This window comes from Burkholderia anthinoferrum (genome assembly GCF_002925705.1).
Classification (GTDB): Bacteria; Pseudomonadota; Gammaproteobacteria; order Burkholderiales; family Burkholderiaceae; genus Burkholderia; species Burkholderia semiarida.
Genome location: NZ_LFZP01000004.1, coordinates 84,022 through 103,680 on the forward strand (window position 1 = coordinate 84,022; position 19,659 = coordinate 103,680).

The 19,659-nt window shown below is 69.3% G+C and carries 19 protein-coding genes; 14 read left to right on the forward strand and 5 right to left on the reverse strand.

Annotated elements, in window-relative coordinates; all coding sequences use genetic code 11:
- A complete protein-coding gene (locus C5F75_RS02295; RefSeq protein WP_104011826.1) occupies nt 1–780 on the reverse strand; it encodes a helix-turn-helix domain-containing protein in 780 nt (259 codons plus the stop codon).
- A 388-nt stretch (nt 781–1,168) separates the two neighbouring features.
- Between C5F75_RS02295 and C5F75_RS02300 the strand changes: the two genes are divergently transcribed.
- Nucleotides 1,169–3,019, forward strand: coding sequence for a M24 family metallopeptidase (locus C5F75_RS02300; protein WP_104011827.1), 1,851 nt, complete (start codon nt 1,169–1,171; stop codon nt 3,017–3,019).
- 63 nt (nt 3,020–3,082) lie between these two features.
- Here the strand turns inward: C5F75_RS02300 and C5F75_RS02305 are convergent, their stop codons facing one another.
- The 3 genes from C5F75_RS02305 to flgA all read right to left on the reverse strand — a co-directional run bounded on the left by C5F75_RS02305 (nt 3,083) and on the right by flgA (nt 5,270).
- On the reverse strand, nt 3,083–3,523 hold the full coding sequence (locus tag C5F75_RS02305) for a flagella synthesis protein FlgN (protein WP_006477557.1): 441 nt from the start codon (nt 3,521–3,523) through the stop codon (nt 3,083–3,085).
- Between the two features lie 79 nt (nt 3,524–3,602).
- Nucleotides 3,603–3,929 carry a flagellar biosynthesis anti-sigma factor FlgM gene (flgM, locus tag C5F75_RS02310; RefSeq protein WP_059642451.1) on the reverse strand — a complete coding sequence of 109 codons (327 nt, stop codon included), beginning with the start codon at nt 3,927–3,929 and terminating at the stop codon, nt 3,603–3,605.
- 117 nt (nt 3,930–4,046) lie between these two features.
- Nucleotides 4,047–5,270 carry a flagellar basal body P-ring formation chaperone FlgA gene (flgA, locus tag C5F75_RS02315; RefSeq protein WP_104011828.1) on the reverse strand — a complete coding sequence of 408 codons (1,224 nt, stop codon included), beginning with the start codon at nt 5,268–5,270 and terminating at the stop codon, nt 4,047–4,049.
- A 204-nt stretch (nt 5,271–5,474) separates the two neighbouring features.
- Here flgA and flgB point away from each other — a divergent pair, with 204 nt between their 5' ends.
- The 13 genes from flgB to C5F75_RS02385 all read left to right on the forward strand — a co-directional run bounded on the left by flgB (nt 5,475) and on the right by C5F75_RS02385 (nt 19,015).
- Nucleotides 5,475–5,963: a flagellar basal body rod protein FlgB gene (gene flgB, locus C5F75_RS02320; RefSeq protein ID WP_059583906.1), complete on the forward strand. Its 489-nt coding sequence runs from the start codon at nt 5,475–5,477 to the stop codon at nt 5,961–5,963.
- Nucleotides 5,964–6,009: 46 nt separating this feature from the next.
- Entirely contained in the window at nt 6,010–6,435 is a 426-nt protein-coding gene (flgC, locus tag C5F75_RS02325) for a flagellar basal body rod protein FlgC (protein ID WP_006485701.1), read from the forward strand.
- A 60-nt stretch (nt 6,436–6,495) separates the two neighbouring features.
- A complete protein-coding gene (flgD, locus tag C5F75_RS02330; protein WP_059583904.1) occupies nt 6,496–7,242 on the forward strand; it encodes a flagellar hook assembly protein FlgD in 747 nt (248 codons plus the stop codon).
- A gap of 31 nt (nt 7,243–7,273) precedes the next feature.
- Nucleotides 7,274–8,518 (forward strand): flagellar hook protein FlgE, encoded by a 1,245-nt coding sequence (gene flgE / locus C5F75_RS02335; RefSeq protein WP_059583903.1) that lies wholly within the window; start codon nt 7,274–7,276, stop codon nt 8,516–8,518.
- 19 nt (nt 8,519–8,537) lie between these two features.
- Nucleotides 8,538–9,296, forward strand: coding sequence for a flagellar basal-body rod protein FlgF (gene flgF / locus C5F75_RS02340; RefSeq protein WP_104011829.1), 759 nt, complete (start codon nt 8,538–8,540; stop codon nt 9,294–9,296).
- Between the two features lie 34 nt (nt 9,297–9,330).
- On the forward strand, nt 9,331–10,119 hold the full coding sequence (gene flgG, locus C5F75_RS02345; protein WP_006485706.1) for a flagellar basal-body rod protein FlgG: 789 nt from the start codon (nt 9,331–9,333) through the stop codon (nt 10,117–10,119).
- Nucleotides 10,120–10,139: 20 nt separating this feature from the next.
- The gene (gene flgH / locus C5F75_RS02350) at nt 10,140–10,829 is read left to right on the forward strand and encodes a flagellar basal body L-ring protein FlgH (protein WP_059583900.1); all 690 of its coding nucleotides are present in this window, start codon (nt 10,140–10,142) and stop codon (nt 10,827–10,829) included.
- Nucleotides 10,830–10,834: 5 nt separating this feature from the next.
- Nucleotides 10,835–12,019, forward strand: coding sequence for a flagellar basal body P-ring protein FlgI (locus tag C5F75_RS02355; RefSeq protein ID WP_059584032.1), 1,185 nt, complete (start codon nt 10,835–10,837; stop codon nt 12,017–12,019).
- A complete protein-coding gene (gene flgJ / locus C5F75_RS02360) occupies nt 12,020–13,009 on the forward strand; it encodes a flagellar assembly peptidoglycan hydrolase FlgJ (RefSeq protein WP_099316894.1) in 990 nt (329 codons plus the stop codon). It begins immediately after the preceding gene.
- A 216-nt stretch (nt 13,010–13,225) separates the two neighbouring features.
- Entirely contained in the window at nt 13,226–13,981 is a 756-nt protein-coding gene (locus C5F75_RS02370) for a flagellar brake protein (RefSeq protein WP_059583897.1), read from the forward strand.
- Nucleotides 13,982–14,176: 195 nt separating this feature from the next.
- Nucleotides 14,177–16,162, forward strand: a complete 1,986-nt coding sequence (gene flgK, locus C5F75_RS02375; protein WP_104011830.1) for a flagellar hook-associated protein FlgK — start codon at nt 14,177–14,179, stop codon at nt 16,160–16,162.
- Nucleotides 16,163–16,185: 23 nt separating this feature from the next.
- Nucleotides 16,186–17,427, forward strand: a complete 1,242-nt coding sequence (gene flgL, locus C5F75_RS02380) for a flagellar hook-associated protein FlgL (protein ID WP_104011831.1) — start codon at nt 16,186–16,188, stop codon at nt 17,425–17,427.
- A 280-nt stretch (nt 17,428–17,707) separates the two neighbouring features.
- The gene (locus C5F75_RS02385; RefSeq protein WP_059583890.1) at nt 17,708–19,015 is read left to right on the forward strand and encodes a solute carrier family 23 protein; all 1,308 of its coding nucleotides are present in this window, start codon (nt 17,708–17,710) and stop codon (nt 19,013–19,015) included.
- Between the two features lie 28 nt (nt 19,016–19,043).
- On the opposite strand, the gene C5F75_RS02390 is transcribed toward C5F75_RS02385, so the two are convergent.
- Nucleotides 19,044–19,625 (reverse strand): hypothetical protein, encoded by a 582-nt coding sequence (locus C5F75_RS02390; RefSeq protein WP_081066434.1) that lies wholly within the window; start codon nt 19,623–19,625, stop codon nt 19,044–19,046.
- Nucleotides 19,626–19,659 lie beyond the last annotated feature (34 nt).

The window sequence follows — 19,659 nt, forward strand, 5'->3', positions numbered from 1 at the left end:
TTACGGTTTCTTCCTGCGTGCCGGGGTCGCGGCCGCCGGGCGTTTGCCGGCGGCAGCGCGCGCCTTCGCCGTCCCCTTCCTTTCGGCTGCGCCGGCCCTCGACGGCCGTGCCGCGGCGGCGTCGCGGCCATTCCGTTCGGGAGCCGGCGCGCGGCGGCGCACGCGCGGCGCGCTAGCGGCCGGCTGCCCGATATCCGTCGTCGCGGGCACGCATTCCGCACCGCTGTCGTCGAACAGCGGCAGCGTGCTGACGGTGATCAGCTCGGCCGGCCCGTCGCCGACGTTGGCCACGCGATGGCGCTTGCGCGCGTCGAAGTGCAGCGAGTCGCCGGCCGTCAGCGGGTAATGCTTCTTGCCGACCGTGTAGCAGACGCGGCCGGCCAGCACGTACACGAATTCGTCGCCGCCGTGCGCGACCCATTCGGACCGGTAGCCTTCCAGCATCTGCACCTTGAGCGCGTTGATCTGGCTGCCGTCGAACGTGGTGGACAGCCGCTCGTACCACTGCGACGCGGCGTCGAGCGCGTACGGCCGGCGGCTGCCCTCGTGCGAATCGGGCTGCGCCTGGCGCGGCTGGTCGATCAGCGCGCCGAGCGGCACGCCCAGCGCCTTCGCGACGTTGACGAGCGACGACAGCGAGATGCCCGTCAGATGACGCTCGACCTGCGACAGGAACCCCACCGACAGTTTCGCTTCGGACGCGACTTCCAGCAGCGTCTTCTTCGCTTCCCGGCGCAGGCGGCGAATGCGCTGGCCGATACGCATGAGGTCTGAATCCATGAATCTCTTTCGTGTGGCAACGAGTCGGGACGCGGGCGAAGGGGCTAAGCGGCCGCCGGGGCGGGGCGGCGGCTGGGCCGGCGCATTGTACCGCGCGGCGTCGCCGGCCGAATTGGCGTTGTGCCGGGATCCGCGGGCAGGGCGCCGATTTTAGTGCTACGAAAATTTTGGCTTGACCTCGATTTCAGCGTGCTCTAGATTCTGTCGCGCATCAAACAAAGTTAAGTGAGACAAAAATTTTACCGTGGGCCTGCCGCCTGAACGGCGGCGCGGCCGCGGCCGCGCGTCGTGCCGTGCGTGACCTGAACCGCGGCGACGTGTCGCGTCAGGCAGGCGCGACGCCGCGACATGCTTCCGGCCGCCGACAGCAACGAATAACGGGCATCCGATGATCGATCGACTGAAATACAGCTTCTCCGGCCTTCCCCCGTACGACGCGTCCGTCGCCGACACGCAGGCCGGCCTGTCGCGCCTGCTCGATGCCGCGCGGCTCGACGCGGTGGTGATCACGTCGCAGGACGAATACGTGACCGAATACCTGCCGCGCGGCAACAACCCGCGCTACGCGGTGTCCGGTTTCGACGGATCGGCCGGCTGCGGAATCTTTCTGAGCGCGGCGACCGCGCAGGCGCTCGATCTGCCGCCGTTCGTGCTGTTCGTCGACGGCCGCTATCACTTCCAGGCCGACGAGCAGTGCGATCCGGCGCGCGTGCGCGTCGAGAAGCTCGGCATCGACGTGACGATCTGGCAGGCGATGGCCGACTGGCTGCTCGCGCACGCGAGCCGGCTCGCGCGGGTCGGCTACGACGCGCGGCGGATCAGCGTCGCGCAGCGCGACCGGCTGTTCGAGCAGACACGGGCCGCGTCGCTCGACTGGGCGAGCCTCGCCGACCGCGAGATCGATCGCGCGATCGCGCTGCCGGGCTGGAACGTCGAGCGGCCGATCTTCGAGATTCCGGCCGCGATGACCGGCGCGAGCGTCGCGCAGAACCTCGACGCGCTGAACCGCCGGCTCGCCGCGCATACCGGCGCGGCCGACGGCAGGACGGCGTTCTTCACCTGCGCGTCGGACGATCTCGCGTATCTGCTGAACAGCCGCGGCTATCACATCCCGAATGCGTCGTCGCACCTCGGCTTCCTGTTCGCGATCGGCGGCCAGGTGGCGCTGTTCTTGCCGGAAGGCTGCGACCGCTGCGAGGTCGCGCTCGATTCGTATCCGGCGCTGCACGTGATCCGGCGCGACGTCGCGGCGCTCGAACGGTTTCTGGCCCGGTTCGCGGTCGAGCACGTGTGCTACGGCTTCGAATCGGTGAACTGCGCGCTCGTCGACGCGGTGAAGCGCGTGTGGCCGCACGCGCGGCATGCCGATTTCAACCCGGTCGAGGCGATGCGGGCAAGCAAGACGCCGGCGGTGCTCGAGCGCTTCCGCGACGCGTTCGCGCGCAGCTCCGCGGCGATCGCCGAGACGATGCGCTGGGCGAAGACCGGCGAGCCGGGCGTGCGCCACACCGAGTACGACCTCGCGCGCAGGATCAACGACGCGTACGGCGCCCGTTCGGCGGTCGCGCTGTCGTTCCCGTCGATCGCGGCGAACGGCGCGAACAGCGCGTTCGCGCATTACACGGCGGCGAGCGCCGACGTCGAGCTGACCGAGGGCGAGCTCGTGCTGCTCGACAGCGGCGCGTACTACGAAGCCGGCTTCGCGACGGACTGCACGCGCGTCGTGCTGCGCCGCACGCGGCCGGAGACGGTCGCGCAGCCGTGGCAGCGCGAGATCTACACGGTCGCGCTGAAGGCCTGCATCAAGGGGCTCGTCGCGCGCTTTCCGGCCACGGCGACGGGCGGCGACGTCGATGCGCTGGTGCGCCAGGTGTGCCGCGATCATGGCCACGATTTCGGCCACGGCACCGGGCACGGCGTCGGGATCCACGTGCACGAGGGCGGCGTGCGGTTCGCGCCGGGCGCGACGTACGGGCTGGTGCCGAACGCGGTGATTTCGGTCGAGCCGGGCATCTACCTGCCGGGCAAGGGCGGCGTGCGGATCGAGAACATCGTGATCGTGCGGCCGGACGACGCGCAGCCGGGCACGGTGACGTTCGAGAACATCGTGACGGTCGGCTACGACTGGGACCTGATCGATGTCGATCTGCTGGACGACGCCGAGTGCGCATACCTGCGCGACTACGAGCGGCTGTGCGTGGAACGCGGCACGCAGGTCACCGCGTGTCCGCTGTTGTAACGAAGGGGAAAGCAGGGGGCGCGGCCGCCGGGCGGCCGCGCGGCGCGGCTCGACGCCGGCCGGTCAGCGCGTGAGCGCCGACACGCGCCCGTCGGGGCCGTACACGCCGGCCGGCGCGGGCGCCGAGCGCAGCACCGCGAGCGCGCGCTCGTTGTAGTCCATCCGGATCCGGATCAGCATCCCGTTGTTCGCATTGGCCTGGCGCGCGCGTTCGGCGGCCTGCTGCAGCAGTTGCCAGCGGCTCGCGAGGCGCGCATCGCGCTCGGCCGCCTGGTCCATGCCTTTCTTGCCGGCCGGAAAGCCGAGCGCGGAAAGCTGCGTGTCGCGCGTGCGTTCGAGCTGCGCGAGCCGGTCGATCAGCGCGCTTTTCTTTTCGACGATCCCCGGCAGCATCTCGAGCGGCTCGGCCGTCGTCAGCGCCTTTTCCTCGTAGACGAGCAGGGACGCGAACGCCTCGACCGTCGCGTGTTCGTCGTTGACCGTGGCCAGCAGCTCTTCTCTCATCGCGTCATGCTCGTCACGCCGGTGCGCGCAGTGCTGCGCGCGCCGGCAAACCGGGGTGACCCGGCCACGAGGCCGGGGATTAGCTGCCCGGACGCTGCTGCTGCAGCAGCTCGCGGGCGGTGTTCAATACGCCGTCGGCAATCTTGTTCGCGTCGATCGTCAGCGTGCCGTCGTTCAGCGCGTCCTTGATCGACTGGACCAGGCCTGCGTCGATATCGGCGTCGCCCGATGCGGACACCGAACGCAACTGGCCGGACAGACCCGACAGGTTCACGGTCGCGTCGCCGCCGGTCGATCCTGCGTCGGCTGCCGGTGCGGACGGCTGGTCCGTGCCGGACGGCGCACGGGCCGCGCCGTTGCCGGTCGGCGCGAGGGGGCTCGGTTTCGGAGTGGAATCGATCTTCACGATGGGTTTCCTGTACGGTTTGACCCAGATAACGGCCGGGTCGGCCCGAACTTTAGCATCGCGAGCCCGACAGGCTCCGAATAAACAATTTTTTACATTTTTACGGCCGATCCGTCCCTACAGCGGAATTTCCACGGTGCCGGCGTCCTTGACGACCGCCGTGACGATCTGGCCCGCCGCCATTCGCACCCGCACCGACTGGCCGGGCGCCGCATTCGCGAGCGCGCTGCCCTCGGCCGAAATCGTGAAGCCGGGGCCGGCCGCGACGACCCGCACCGTCTGGCCGGCCGACACCGACGCCGCGCTCTTCAGCATGTCCTGCCGCAGCGGCAGCCCGGCCGAGATGCGCGCGAGCGCGGTCGCGCCGATCGCCTGCGCCGGATCGGTGATCACCGCGAGCGGCAGCACCGTCAGGTCGCCGTCGCGCGCGACGAGATCGGCCGCGGAGAGCGGCTCGCCGGGCGCGATCTGGCGCGCGGCGACGTAATAGGTAGCCTGCACGGCGACCTTCGCCTGCAGGTAGACGGTCCACGGCCGTTCGCCCGCGCAGCGCACGCCGACCGTCGTGCGGCCCCACAGGCGCGCGCCGGTCGGCAGGAACGGTTCGAGCGTCGTGCACGCGGCGAGCCCGCGCGGAAAGGCGGTCGTGACCGTCGCGGTGGTCTTGCCGGGCAGGCCGGCGATCTGCTGCTGCAGGAACGCGAGGGCCGCGCGCCGGATCGTTTCGGGATCTTGCTGGCCGGGCGGCGTCGCGGGCGGGGGCGCGGCGGCAGCCGGGGCCGGGTGGGCGGAGGCGGCCGCCGTGCGCGGCGCCGCCGCGACCGACGCGGCGCGGGCAGCCGCGAGGCGGGCCGATGCTGCCGGTGGCGGCGCCGGCCGCGCGGCATTCGATGCCGGCTCGGCCGTGCCGGCGACGACCGTCGCGATGGCGGCCGGGTCCGCCGCACGCGGCGACGTGCCGTACCCGGCGTTCGCGCGGGCTGCGTAGACGGGGACCGGCGCGGGAGCCGGCGCGGCGGCCGGCGGCGGCACGCTCGTCACGACCATCTGGCCGGCCGGTTGCGCCGCGTAGCCGGCGCCGGTCGCGGCGCTCGCTCCGCCGGCCGCGCGCTGCGCGCCCGAAGCGGAAGCGGCGCCCGCATTCGCGCCGAACTGCCCGCCGCTCGCCGCGTTGGCGTGCGCGAGCGCGGTTTCGGCCGTCTCGCCGCGTCCGGGAATCACGATCATCCCGTCGTCCGCGTGCACGGCGGGCGCGGCGATCCACAGCGCCGCGGCGAGCGCGAATGCACGCCGGACGTGCGTGAGCCGCCCGTTCCTGTCGCGAAGTGCGCCGCCCGTCATCGCCGTGTCCTCGATCCGTTGATCCGCTTCGCATTCTAGGGAGCGCGAGCGTCGCGCAAACGATGAATAGAGGGGGCCTTTGCCGCGTTATTCGCCCGATTGCCGGTTGCGTGCCGCGCCTACCATCGCTGTCATGGAAAAAAGCCGCTCGGGCCGCCATCCGGCGCGAGGGGCGTGCAGCGCTTCATACGGAGAGACGCACACATGCTGGACAAACTCGATGCGGAATTCGCGTTCGGCCGACAGGCGCTCGACGTGCGCGCCTACCGGCAGGAACTGCTGTCGTCGAACATCGCGAACGCCGACACGCCCGGCTACCAGGCCCGCGACGTCGATTTCGCGTCGACGCTCGCGCGCTCGCTGAAGCAGACGGGCGGCGGGCTCGCGCCGAGCAACGCCGCGCCACTGCCGATGGCGCAGCCGGCCGGCGTGACGAGCGGCATGTCGATGGTGTCGACGGCGCCGGGCCACATGGCCGGCACCGCGAAGCTGATCCCGACCGGCGGCCCGTCGGACGACTACGGCCGCGCGCAATACCGGATGCCGCTGCAGCCGTCGCTCGACGGCAACACGGTCGATCTCGACGTCGAGCGCGTGCAGTTCGCGAACAACGCGCTGCACTACGAAACCGGGATGACCGTGATGACCCAGCAGATCAAGGCGATGATCGCCGCGATCTCGACGAACTCGTAAGCGCCGCTTCCGAATCCGGACCCGGACCCAAGCACAAGGAGCCTCCATGCCTTCGTTGATGAACATCTTCGGCGTCGCCGGTTCGGCGCTGTCCGCGCAATCGCAGCGCCTGAACGTGACCGCGTCGAACCTCGCGAACGCCGACAGCGCGACCGGCCCCGACGGCAAGCCGTACAAGGCCAAGCAGGTCGTGTTCGCGACCGACCCGATGGGCGGCGCGCGCACCGCGTCCGGCCAGGGCGTGGGCGGCGTGCGCGTGACGAAGGTGATGGACGACCCGTCGCCGATGAAATCGACCTACGACCCGGCGAACCCGGCCGCCGACGCGAACGGCTACGTGCAGATGCCGAACGTCGATCCGGTGCAGGAGATGGTGAACATGATCTCGGCGTCGCGCTCGTACCAGGCCAACGTCGAGACGCTGAACACCGCGAAGACGCTGATGCTCAAGACGCTGACGATCGGCTCGTAAGCCGCGCGCCGCCGACCCGACCGACCCGACACCGACAGTTCCGACAGAAGGCCACCCAGGATGACTTCCTCCAACACGACGATCGGCAGCAACGGCACCAACGTGTCGACGCTGCCGACCGACACGATGAACACCAACAAAGTGTCGTCGACCAACGGCACGTCGGCGAGCGACCTGCAGGCGACGTTCCTGAAGCTGCTCGTCACGCAGTTGCAGAACCAGGATCCGACGAGCCCCGTCGACAGTTCGCAGATGACGTCGCAGCTCGCGCAGATCAACACGGTGAGCGGCATCGCGCAGTTGAACACGTCGCTCACGTCGCTGTCGTCGCAGCTCGCGGCCGGCCAGCAGACGCAGGCCGCGCTGCTGATCGGCACCAACGTGCTCGCGCCGGGCAACAGCGTCGGCGTGAAGAGCGGCGCGGCGTCGCCGTTCGGCGTGTCGCTCGCGAACGACGTGTCGAACCTGACGATCACCGTGAAGGACAAGACGGGCGCCGTCGTCAACACGATCGACGCGGGCAAGCAGTCGGCCGGCACCGTGCCGTTCAACTGGACGCCGACGGACGCGGCCGGCAACGCGCTGCCCGACGGCACCTACACCGTGAGCGCGCAGTACACGGGCAGCGACGGCAAGACGTATGCGCCGACCGTGCTCGCGGCCGCGACGGTGCAGAGCGTGATCAAGCAGGCGGACGGCACCGCGGGGCTCGTGCTGTCGAACGGCACGACGGTGGGGCTCACCCAGGTTGCGTCGATCTTCCCGAACACGAAGTCGTCCTCGTCCGGCGACACCACCACCAACTGATTGATCGAGCTTTTTCCTAACGGAGACCGAAATGGGTTATCAACAGGGTCTGAGCGGCCTCGCCGGCGCATCGAACGCGCTCGACGTGATCGGCAACAACATCGCGAACGCGAACACGGTCGGCTTCAAGTCGAGCACCGCGCAATTCGCCGACATGTACGCGAACTCGGTCGCGACGTCGGTCAACACGCAGATCGGCATCGGCACGTCGCTGAACGCGGTGCAGCAGAACTTCGGGCAGGGCACGATCAACACGACGAACTCGTCGCTCGACGTCGCGATCAACGGCAACGGCTTCTTCCAGATGTCGAACAACGGCGTGACGACGTACTCGCGCGACGGCACGTTCCAGCGCGACAAGAACGGCTTCATCATCGACTCGCAGGGCCGTAACCTGATGGGCTACGCGGCCAACGGCGGCGGCGTGATCAACACCGCGCAGACCGTGCCGCTGCAGGCGCCGACCAGCAACATCGCGCCGACCGCGACGACCAAGATCACCGGCCAGTTCAACCTGAACTCGCAGGACAAGGTGCCGGCCAAGACGCCGTTCGACCCGAACGACAACACGACGTACAACTATTCGACGTCGATCCAGGTGTACGACTCGCTCGGCGGCTCGCAAGCGGTGAACATGTACTTCGTGAAGTCGGCGGCCGGCACGTGGGAAGCGTATGCGAACGTGCAGGGCGCCGCGACCCCGACCGACCTCGGCACGATCACCTTCGATTCGTCGGGCGCGATCAAGAGCACGACGCTGCCGGGCTCGACCACGCCGACCACGTCGCTCGGCCAGTTCGACTTCACGGTGCCGACCACCGACGGCTCCACGACGCCGCAACAACTGACGCTCAACCTGACCGGCACGACGCAGTACGGCGGCAAGAACGGCGTGAACAACCTCGCGCAGGACGGCTACGCGAGCGGCACGCTGACGACCTACACGATCGGCGCCGACGGCAAGCTGACCGGCAACTACTCGAACGGCCAGACCGCCGTGCTGGGCCAGATCGCGATCGCGAACTTCAACAACCCGAACGGGCTGGTGAACCTCGGCGGCAACCAGTACGCCGAATCGTCGGCGTCGGGCGTGCCGCAGGTGTCGGCGCCGGGCAGCACGAACCACGGCACGCTGCAGGGCAGCGCGCTCGAGAACTCGAACGTCGATCTGACGGCGCAGCTCGTCAACCTGATCACCGCGCAGCGCAACTACCAGGCGAACGCGCAGACGATCAAGACGCAGCAGACCGTCGACCAGACGCTCATCAACCTGTAAGCGCGGATAACCGGCAGCCATGGACCGACTGATCTATACGGCGATGACGGGCGCGTCGCAGTCGCTCGACCAGCAGGCGGTGGTCGCGAACAACCTCGCGAACGCGTCGACGACGGGCTTTCGCGCGCAGCTCGCGACGTATCGCGCGGTGCCGATGAATTTCGGCGACGGCAGCAACATCGACCCGACGACGACGCGCACCTACGTGCTCGCGTCCACGCCCGGCGCCGATTACGCGCCGGGTCCGATCACGCGCACCGGCAACCCGCTCGACGTGGCCGTGCAGGGCGCCGGCTGGCTGTCGGTGCAGACGGCCGACGGCAGCGAGGCGTACACGCGCGCCGGCAACCTGCACGTCGACGAGAACGGCCAGCTCGTGAACGCGGGCAACCTGCCGGTGATCGGCAACGGCGGCCCGATCTCGGTGCCGCCGAACGCGGAAGTGACGATCGGCAAGGACGGCACGGTGTCCGCGCTGATGCCGGGCGACCCGCCCACCGCCGTCGCGATCGTCGACCAGATGAAGCTCGTCAATCCCGATCCGGCCACGCTCACGCGCGGCAACGACGGGCTGTTCCGCACCGCCGACGGCAATCCGGCCGACGCCGACCCGAACGTGGTCGTCACGCCGAATTCGCTCGAAGGCAGCAACGTGAACCCGGTGACCGCGATGGTCGCGATGATCGACAACGCGCGCGCGTTCCAGCTTCAGTCGAAGCTGATCCAGACGGCCGACCAGAACGAGCAGACGGCGAACCAGCTGCTCAATTTCAGCTGAGCGGCACGGCCCTCGCTATCAGGAGAAGATTCAAATGAACCGTTCGCTCTACATCGCCGCCACCGGCATGAATGCGCAGCAGGCGCAGATGGACGTGATCTCGAACAACCTCGCGAACACCAGCACGAACGGCTTCAAGGCGTCGCGCGCGGTGTTCGAGGATCTGCTGTACCAGACCATCCGCCAGCCCGGCGCCAATTCGACGCAGCAGACCGAGCTGCCGTCGGGCCTGCAGCTCGGCACCGGCGTGCAGCAGGTCGCGACCGAGCGCCTGTACACGCAGGGCGGCCTCACGCAGACCGGCAACTCGAAGGACGTCGCGATCAACGGCGCGGGCTTCTTCCAGGTGCTGATGCCGGACGGCACCAACGCGTACACGCGCGATGGCTCGTTCCAGACCAATGCGCAGGGCCAGCTCGTCACGTCGAGCGGCTATCAGGTGCTGCCGGCGATCACCGTGCCGCAGAACGCGCAGTCGCTGACGATCGGCAAGGACGGCGTCGTGTCGGTCACGCAGCCGGGCTCGAGCAACGCGGTGCAGATCGGCTCGCTGCAGATCGCGACCTTCATCAACCCGGCCGGCCTCGAGGCGAAGGGCGAGAACCTGTTCGCGGAAACGACGTCGTCGGGCGCGCCGAACGTGTCGCAGCCGGGGCTGAACGGCGCGGGCGTGCTCAACCAGGGCTACGTCGAGGCGTCGAACGTGAACGTCGTGCAGGAACTCGTCAACATGATCCAGACGCAGCGTGCCTACGAGATCAACAGCAAGGCCGTGACGACGTCCGACCAGATGCTGCAGACCGTCACGCAGATGAAGAGCTAACCGGAAGTCCCGTCGTCGCCATGAAGCAGGTTCGCCTCCCCTCGTCAGCCACCGTCCGCGCCGCGTGCGCGGTCGCGGTGGCGGCGCTCGCCGGTTGCGCGCAGATTCCGCGCGACCCGATCATCCAGCAGCCGATGACGGCGCAGCCGCCGATGCCGATGTCGATGCAGGCGCCCGGCTCGATCTACAACCCCGGCTTCGCGGGGCGGCCGCTGTTCGAGGATCAGCGCCCGCGCAACGTCGGCGACATCCTGACGATCATGATCGCGGAGAACATCAACGCGACCAAGTCGTCGGGCGCGAACACGAACCGGCAGGGCAACACCGATTTCAACGTGCCGACGGCCGGCTTCCTCGGCGGGCTGTTCGCGAAGGCGAACCTGTCGGCGACCGGCGCGAACAAGTTCGCGGCCACCGGCGGCGCGAGCGCGGCGAACACGTTCAACGGCACGATCACGGTGACCGTCACGGGCGTGCTGCCGAACGGCAACCTCGTGGTGAGCGGCGAAAAGCAGATGCTGATCAACCAGGGCAACGAATTCGTGCGCTTCTCGGGGGTCGTCAACCCGAACACGATCTCGGGCGCGAACTCCGTCTATTCGACGCAGGTCGCCGACGCGAAGATCGAATACTCGTCGAAGGGCTACATCAACGAAGCCGAGACGATGGGCTGGCTGCAGCGCTTCTTCCTCAACATCGCGCCGTGGTGATGACGATGCGAACGACCCTGTTCAGCCGCCTGTCGGCCCGCGCGCACACGGCCGCGCGGCTCGCCGTCGCGTTCGCGGCGGTGGCCGCCGCGTGCGTGCTCGGCGCCGCGCCCGCGCACGCGGAACGCCTGAAGGATCTCGCGCAGATCCAGGGCGTGCGCGACAACCCGCTGATCGGCTATGGCCTCGTCGTCGGCCTCGACGGCACGGGCGACCAGACGATGCAGACGCCGTTCACGACGCAGACGCTCGCGAACATGCTCGCGAACCTCGGCATCTCGATCAACAACGGTTCGGCCAACGGCGGCCCGTCGTCGCTGAACAACATGCAGCTGAAGAACGTCGCGGCCGTGATGGTGACGGCCACGCTGCCGCCGTTCGCGCGGCCCGGCGAGGCGCTCGACGTCACCGTGTCGTCGCTCGGCAACGCGAAGAGCCTGCGCGGCGGCACGCTGCTGCTCACGCCGCTGAAAGGCGCGGACGGCCAGGTCTACGCGCTCGCGCAGGGCAACATGGCGGTCGGCGGCGCGGGCGCCAGCGCGAACGGCAGCCGCGTGCAGGTGAACCAGCTCGCGGCCGGCCGGATCGTCGGCGGCGCGATCGTCGAGCGCGCGGTGCCGAACGCGGTCGCGCAGATGAACGGCGTGCTGCAACTGCAACTGAACGACATGGATTACGGCACCGCGCAGCGCATCGTGTCCGCGGTCAACGCCAGTTTCGGCCCGGGCACCGCGACGGCGCTCGACGGCCGCACGATCCAGCTCGCGGCGCCGGCCGATTCGGCGCAGCAGGTCGCGTTCATGGCGCGGCTGCAGAACCTCGACGTGAGCCCGGACAAGGCCGCGGCCAAGGTGATCCTGAACGCGCGCACCGGCTCGATCGTGATGAACCAGATGGTCACGCTGCAAAGCTGCGCGGTCGCGCACGGCAACCTGTCGGTGGTCGTCAACACGCAGCCGGTGGTGTCGCAGCCGGGGCCGTTCTCGAACGGGCAGACGGTGGTCGCGCAGCAGTCGCAGATCCAGTTGAAGCAGGACAACGGCGCGCTGAAGATGGTGACGGCCGGCGCGAATCTCGCCGACGTCGTGAAGGCGCTGAACACGCTCGGCGCGACGCCCGCGGACCTGATGTCGATCCTGCAGGCGATGAAGGCGGCCGGCGCGCTGCGCGCCGACCTGGAGGTGATCTAAATGGCAGCCACGCTCCCCAACGCAAACGACCTCACGCAGCGCTTCGCGCTCGACGTGCAGGGTTTCGATGCGCTGCGCGCGCAGGCGAAGCAGTCGCCGCAGGCCGGCGCGAAGGCCGTCGCCGGCCAGTTCGACGCGATGTTCACGCAGATGATGCTCAAGAGCATGCGCGACGCAACGCCCGACGGCGGCTTGCTCGATTCGCACACGTCGAAGATGTACACGTCGATGCTCGACCAGCAGCTCGCGCAGCAGATGTCGACGCGCGGGATCGGCGTGGCCGACGCGCTGATGAAGCAGTTGCTGCGCAACGCGGGCGTCGGCGCCGGCGGCGCCGCGGCGGACGTTGGCGCGGGCGGCATGGGCGGCATGGGCGTGGGCGGCCTCGGCACGGCCGGCAACGAAGGCGGCCTCGCCGCGATGAACGCGATGGCGAAGGCCTATGCGAACGCGGCGAACAACGGCGGCCTTGCCGGCGCGCGCGGCTATTCGGCCGGCAGCGCGCTGACGCCGCCGCTCAAGGGCGCGAGCGGCGTGCGCGACGCGGACGCGTTCGTCGACCGGCTCGCGGGCCCCGCGCAGGCGGCCAGCGCGACGACCGGCATCCCGGCGCGGTTCATCGTCGGCCAGGCCGCGCTCGAATCGGGCTGGGGCAAGCGTGAGATCCGCGCGACGGACGGCTCGACCAGCTACAACGTGTTCGGCATCAAGGCGAACAAGGGCTGGACCGGCCGCACCGTGTCGGCGCTGACCACCGAATACGTGAACGGCACGCCGCGCCGCGTGGTCGCGAAGTTCCGCGCGTACGACTCGTACGAGCACGCGATGACCGACTACGCGAACCTGCTGAAGAACAACCCGCGCTACGCGGGCGTGCTCAGCGCGAGCCGCAGCGTCGAAGGCTTCGCGCACGGGATGCAGAAGGCCGGCTACGCGACCGACCCGAATTACGCGAAGAAGCTGATCTCGATCATGCAGCAGATCGGCTGACGGCCCGCCCGCCACCGATTGGCCCCTTCGGACCGCGCCCGGCACCTTGCCGCGCGCGGTTTCAACGTTTGCGACAAATAAATGGCCGTTTCGATCTAAACTTTCGGTCAGCACTGCCGCTAAGTGTGAGAGACCTGCGACCGGGCCCCCGTTCTGGCCCGGTTTTATTGCGCACCGGTTGCCCCGGGCGCCCATGACAAGAAAGACCGGCTAGCCATGAATATCGAAACGTCGACGGACCCCAGCCTGGATGCAGGCCACTCCGGGCCCGACTATGCCCGCCGCAATCCGCTGGAAATCGGCGTGCAGCTGCGCAACCTGGTGAATCGCGGCGATTTCCTGACCGTCCAGTACCCGGGCGGCCAGCTCGTCACGCGTTTGCTCGAGGTCGACGTCGGCGCGCGGACGTTCACGTTCGACTGGGGCGCGTTGTCCGAGCAGAACGCCGGCATCCTCGGCGCATCGCACTGCACGTTCGCGGCCGCGCCGGAGGGCGTGCGCGTCGAATTCACCACGGGCACGCCGCGCGAGACGCGCTACGAGGGGCTGCCCGCGTTCGTCGCCGATTTCCCCGACGTGCTGGTCTGCATCCAGCGCCGCGAATATTTCCGCGTCGACGCGCCGATCGTCGATCCGTTCCTGTGCCGCGGCAAGCTGCCGGACGGCGAAAGCTTCCTGTTCGAGGTGCACAACCTGTCGCTCGGCGGCGTGGGGCTGCGCACGGCCGACGAGCGCGTCGAGGCGCTCGAGGTCGGCACGCTGCTGCCGGACGTCGAGCTCGAGCTGACGGGCCACGGCAAGCTGTCGCTCGACCTGCAGCTCGTGTCGCAGCGTTCGACGCAGATGCCGAACGGCGCGCGGCGCTACCAGCTCGGCTTCCGCTACATGTCGCTGCCGGGCAGCGCGGAGAACACGCTGCAGCGGCTGATCACGCAGCTCGAAATGAAGCGCCGCTCGCTCGCGCGGGCCTGACGCGCCTCCGGCGGGCGGCCTCCACGGGCGGCCCGCGCGGCGCCGCCGGCGCCTCGTGCCGGCCGCTTCCGACGGCGACGCACGCTCGTGCGCCGCGCGTGCATTTTTTCCTCAATTTTTTCGATCCGCGGCCGTTATACCGGGAGTCACGCAACCCGGCGGCCGCAACGCGCGGCCGGCTCATCAGGATCGCGCATGTCCAACACACTCATGAACCTCGGCGTCAGCGGCCTGAATGCCGCGCTCTGGGGCCTCACGACGACCGGCAACAACATCAGCAACGCCGCGACGCCCGGCTATTCGGTCGAGCGGCCCGTGTATGCCGAAGCGAGCGGCCAGTACACGGGCAGCGGCTACATGCCGCAGGGCGTGAACACCGTCACCGTGCAGCGGCAGTACAGCCAGTACCTGAGCGACCAGCTGAACACCGCGCAGACGCAGGGCAGCGCGCTGTCGACCTGGTACACGCTCGTCGCGCAGCTGAACAACTACATCGGCAGCCCGACGGCCGGCATCTCGACCGCGATCACGAGCTACTTCACCGGCTTGCAGAACGTCGCGAACAACGCGTCCGACCCGTCCGTGCGGCAAACCGCGATCAGCAACGCGCAGACGCTGGCCAACCAGATCAACGCGGCCGGCCAGCAGTACGACGCGCTGCGCCAGAGCGTGAACACCCAGCTCACCAGCACGGTGTCGCAGATCAACACGTACACCGCTCAGATCGCCGAGCTGAACCAGCAGATCTCGGCGGCGAGCAGCCAGGGCCAGCCGCCGAACCAGCTGATGGACCAGCGCGACCTCGCCGTGTCGAACCTGTCGAGCCTCGCCGGCGTCCAGGTCGTGCGCAACGAGGGCGGCTACAGCTTGTTCCTCGCGGGCGGCCAGCCGCTCGTCGTCGCCGACAAGAGCTACCAGCTCGCGACCGTCTCGTCGCCGTCGGACCCGAGCGAGCTGACCGTCGTGTCGCAGGGCATCGCCGGCGCGAACCCGCAGGGGCCGAACCAGGCGTTGCCCGATTCGTCGCTGTCGGGCGGCACGCTCGGCGGCCTGCTCGCATTCCGCAGCCAGACGCTCGACCCCGCGCAGGCGCAGCTCGGCGCGATCGCGACCAGCTTCGCCGCGCAGGTCAACGCGCAGAACGCGCTCGGCATCGACCTGTCGGGCAATCCGGGCGGCAACCTGTTCACCGTGCCGTCGCCGACCGTGTACGCGGCCCAGGGGAATACGGGCAACGCGTCGCTGTCGGTGTCGTTCGCGAACGCGTCGCAGCCGACGACGAGCGACTATACGCTCTCGTTCGACGGCGCGAATTACACGCTGACCGACCGCGCGAGCGGCGCGGTGGTCGACCAGAAGGCGGGCCCGATGCCGGTTTCGCTCGGCGGGCTGAACTTCTCGGCCGCGACCGGCACGCAGATGCAGCCGGGCGACAAGTTCACCGTGCTGCCGACGCGCGGCGCGCTGAACGGCTTCGGCCTTGCGACGACGAGCTTCTCGGCGATCGCGGCCGCGTCGCCGGCCGTCACGTCGGCGGCGAGCACCAACACGGGCACGGGCAAGATCACGCTGGGCGGCGTGACCTCGGGCTATCAGGTGCCGACGACCAAGCTGACCTTCGACGCGACGGCAAAGACGCTGACGGGCTTCCCGGTCGGCACGACGGTGACGGTCGGGACGACGCCGCCGACGACGGTGACCATCGTGAATCCGACGGACACCGTCCCGTACGACCCGGCGTCCGGCGCGACGATGACGATGTCGGGGACGGCCGCGGGCGCACTCAACGGCGTGAGCGTGTCGCTGTCCGGCGCGCCGGCGACCGGCGATTCGTTCACGATCGGGCCGTACGCCGGCGGCACCAGCGACGGCTCCAACGCACGGGCGCTGTCGCAACTCGTCAATGCGAAGGCGCTCGGCGGCGGCACGACGACCCTCACGGGCGCGTACGCGACCTACGTCAACGGCATCGGCAACACGGCGACGCAGCTGAAATCGTCGAGCACCGCGCAGACCGCGCTGGTCGGTCAGATCACGCAGGCACAGCAGTCGGTGTCGGGCGTGAACCAGAACGAGGAAGCGGCCAACCTGATGCAGTATCAGCAGCTTTACCAGGCGAACGCGAAGGTGATTCAGACGGCGGCGACGCTGTTCCAGACCGTCCTTGGCCTGTTCAACTGACCGGATTCGAGAGGATAGAAACGATGCGGATCTCCAGCGCCCAGTATTTCCAGCTGAACGTCACGCAGATGAACGACCAGCAGGCCCAGCTTGCGCAGCTGTACCAGCAGATCGCGAGCGGCGTGAGCCTGCAGACGGCGGCGGACAATCCGGTCGGCGCGGCGCAGGCCGTGCAGTTGTCGATGACGTCGGCGACGCTGTCGCAGTACGCGACCAACCAGACCACGGCGCTCGCGTCGCTGCAGGCCGAGGACCAGGCGCTGCAGAACGTGAGCGGCGTGCTCACGAGCGCGCAGACGCTGCTCGTGCGGGCGGGCGACGGCTCGCTGTCCGACAGCAACCGGGCGGCGCTGGCGACGCAGCTGCAGGGCTACCGCGACCAGTTGTTGACGCTCGCGAACACCAACGACGGCGCCGGCACCTACCTGTTCGCCGGCACGAACAATTCCGCGCCGCCGTTCAAGGCCGCGCCGAACGGCAGCGTGGCGTATGTCGGCGACACCGGCACGCGCGACGTGCAGATCGCCGATTCGAGCACCGTGTCGCAGAGCGACACGGGGGCGGCCGTCTTCATGTCGGTGCCGGCGATCGGCAGCACGCCCGTGCCGTCGGCGGGCGCCGCCAATGCGGGCACCGCCACGATCGGCACGGTGACCGTGACGAACCCGGCGGCCGCGACGAACGGCCATCAGTTCGCGATCACGTTCGGCGGCACGCCCGCCGCGCCGACCTACACGGTGACCGACAACTCGGTCAGCCCGCCGAGCACCACGCCGGCGCAGGCCTATTCGGCCGGCTCGGCGATCTCGCTCGGCAACGGCATGACGGTGACGGTGTCGGGCACGCCGGCCGTCGGCGACACGTTCGCGGTCGACCCGGCGCCGCAGGCGAGCGGCGGCGCCGACATATTCTCGACACTCGACGCGATGATTTCGGCGCTGAACAAGCCCGTGACCGGCAACCCGGTGGCGAGCGCCGCGCTGACGAATGCGCTGATGACGGGCTCGACCAAGCTCGGCAACACGATGCGCAACGTCACGACGATCCAGGCGTCGGTCGGCGGCCGCGAGCAGGAAGTCAAGGCGATGCAGGCCGTCAACCAGTCCGCGGCGCTGCAGACGAGCAGCAACCTGTCGGATCTGACGAGCACCAACATGGTGACGACGATCAGCCAGTACCTGCAGGTGCAGAACGCGCTGACCGGCGCGCAGAAGGCCTACGTGCAGTTGCAGAACATGTCGCTGTTCCAGTACATCAATCCGTGACGTACGCGGCGCCGGCTGCGATGTGAGCGCATGCTTGCTTCGCGGCCGGCGCGCGCCGCCGCCCCGCGCGTCGGGCGCGGACGGGCGCTTCACCGGGCCGCGCGCCCGCGCACCGGTTCTCTGGCGCGACCTGCCGCTCCGGCACCTGGCCGTTCCGCTTGCCGGCCCCGCCTGCCGGTTCGCTTGCCAGCCCCATTTCCGCTCCGTAAACTCGCGCCAGATTCCAGACCGGCGCATCCCTGGCAGCCGGCGACCGACGACCGACAGGAGCGCTTTCCCCATGTCCGATTCCTACTTCCCGCGCTGGCGGGTCCAACCGACCGGCGCGGCCTCGCGCGTGGTCGGCCCCGACGAACGTCTCGCGTGGCCGCAGATGGTCGCGATGGGCGTGCAGCACGTCGTCGCGATGTTCGGTTCGACCGTGCTCGCGCCGCTGCTGATGGGCTTCGACCCGAACCTGTGCATCTTCATGTCGGGCATCGGCACGCTGCTGTTCTTCGTGCTGGTCGGCGGGCGCGTGCCGAGCTACCTCGGCTCGAGCTTCGCGTTCATCGGCCTCGTGATCGCGGTGACTGGCTACGGCGGCAGCGGCCCGAACCCGAACATTCCGGTCGCGCTCGGCGGGATCGTCGCGTGCGGCGTCGTGTACGTGGCGCTCGGCGCGCTCGTGCAGGCGATCGGCACGCGCTGGATCGAGACGCTGATGCCGCCCGTCGTGACCGGCGCGGTGGTCGCGGTGATCGGGCTGAACCTCGCGCCGATCGCGGTCAAGGGCGTGTCGGGCTCGACCTTCGATTCGGTGATGGCGCTCGTCACGGTGCTGTGCGTCGGCGGCGTCGCGGTGTTCGCGCGCGGGACGGTGCAGCGCCTGCTGATCCTCGTCGGGCTCGTGATCGCGTACGTGATCTACGCGATCGCGACCAACGGGATGGGCTTCGGCAAGCCGATCGATTTCGCGATCGTCGCGCATGCCGCGTGGTTCGGCGTGCCGGGCTTTCGCGCGCCGGTGTTCGATCCGCACGCGATGCTGATGCTCGCGCCGATCGCGGTGATCCTGGTCGCGGAGAACCTCGGCCACATCAAGGCCGTCAGCGCGATGACGGGCACCAACCTCGACCGCTACGTCGGCCGCGCGTTCATCGGCGACGGGCTCGCGACGATCGTGTCGGGCAGCGTCGGCGGCACGGGCGTGACCACCTACGCGGAGAACATCGGCGTGATGGCCGTCACGCGGATCTATTCGACGCTGGTGTTCGCGGTCGCCGCGCTGATCGCGATCGGGCTCGGCTTCTCGCCGAAGTTCGGCGCGGTGATCCAGACGATCCCGGGCCCCGTGCTCGGCGGCGTGTCGATCGTGGTGTTCGGGCTGATCGCGGTGACGGGCGCGCGGATCTGGGTCGTCAACAAGGTCGACTTCTCCGACAACCGCAACCTGATCGTCGCGGCCGTCACGCTGGTGCTCGGCGCCGGCGACTTCTCGCTGAAGATCGGCGGCTTCGGGCTCGGCGGGATCGGCACCGCGACGTTCGGCGCGATCATCCTGTACGCGATCCTGCGCAAGGAGAAGGAGCCGGGGCCGGTGGTGTGAGGCGCGGGGGAGGCCGGCGCATCGGCCATCACGGATTCGGCTGCACCGAAAACGTGAGTGGCCACGCAAAGGTTCCGTCCTTCGCCTTCGGCGCGAACACGAACCGATAGGTCAGCGTAAACGTCGTGTTCAGCGCCGTATACGGCACGTTGATCGTGCCGCCCGTTCCCGGCAGCACCACCTTGCCGCCGAAGCCGCTGATCTCGATCGAACTGAACTGCGACAGGCTCGCGGCGGCAACCTGTACGCGCACCGTATAACCGGCCCGGTCGTTGGTCTGGACCGCGAGGGTCGTCCCCGACGGGTTGTTCGCGTTCGGCACGGCCAGGTAGCCGATGCTCGTGTCCTTGTTCGCGATCACGAGCTTCGCCGGATGGGTCGCGTTCAGCCGCGCATACGCCTGGACCGTTGCCCCGACCTGCACCGGGCGGCTGGCCTGCTTCGCGGCGCTCGGGCCGGGCACCGCGCCGACGAGCGCGATCGAGAGCGCGGCCAGTGCGGCCAGCAGCCCGCGCGCGCGGCCCGCACCGCATGGCGCGAGTGGCGCCGCACCGGTCCGTCCGCGGGCGCGCCGCGCTGCGGCGGCGCTCGCTGTCTGGGTTCGATTCATGTCTGCCCCCGTTGTCCGAGTCCGTGATGGTGGT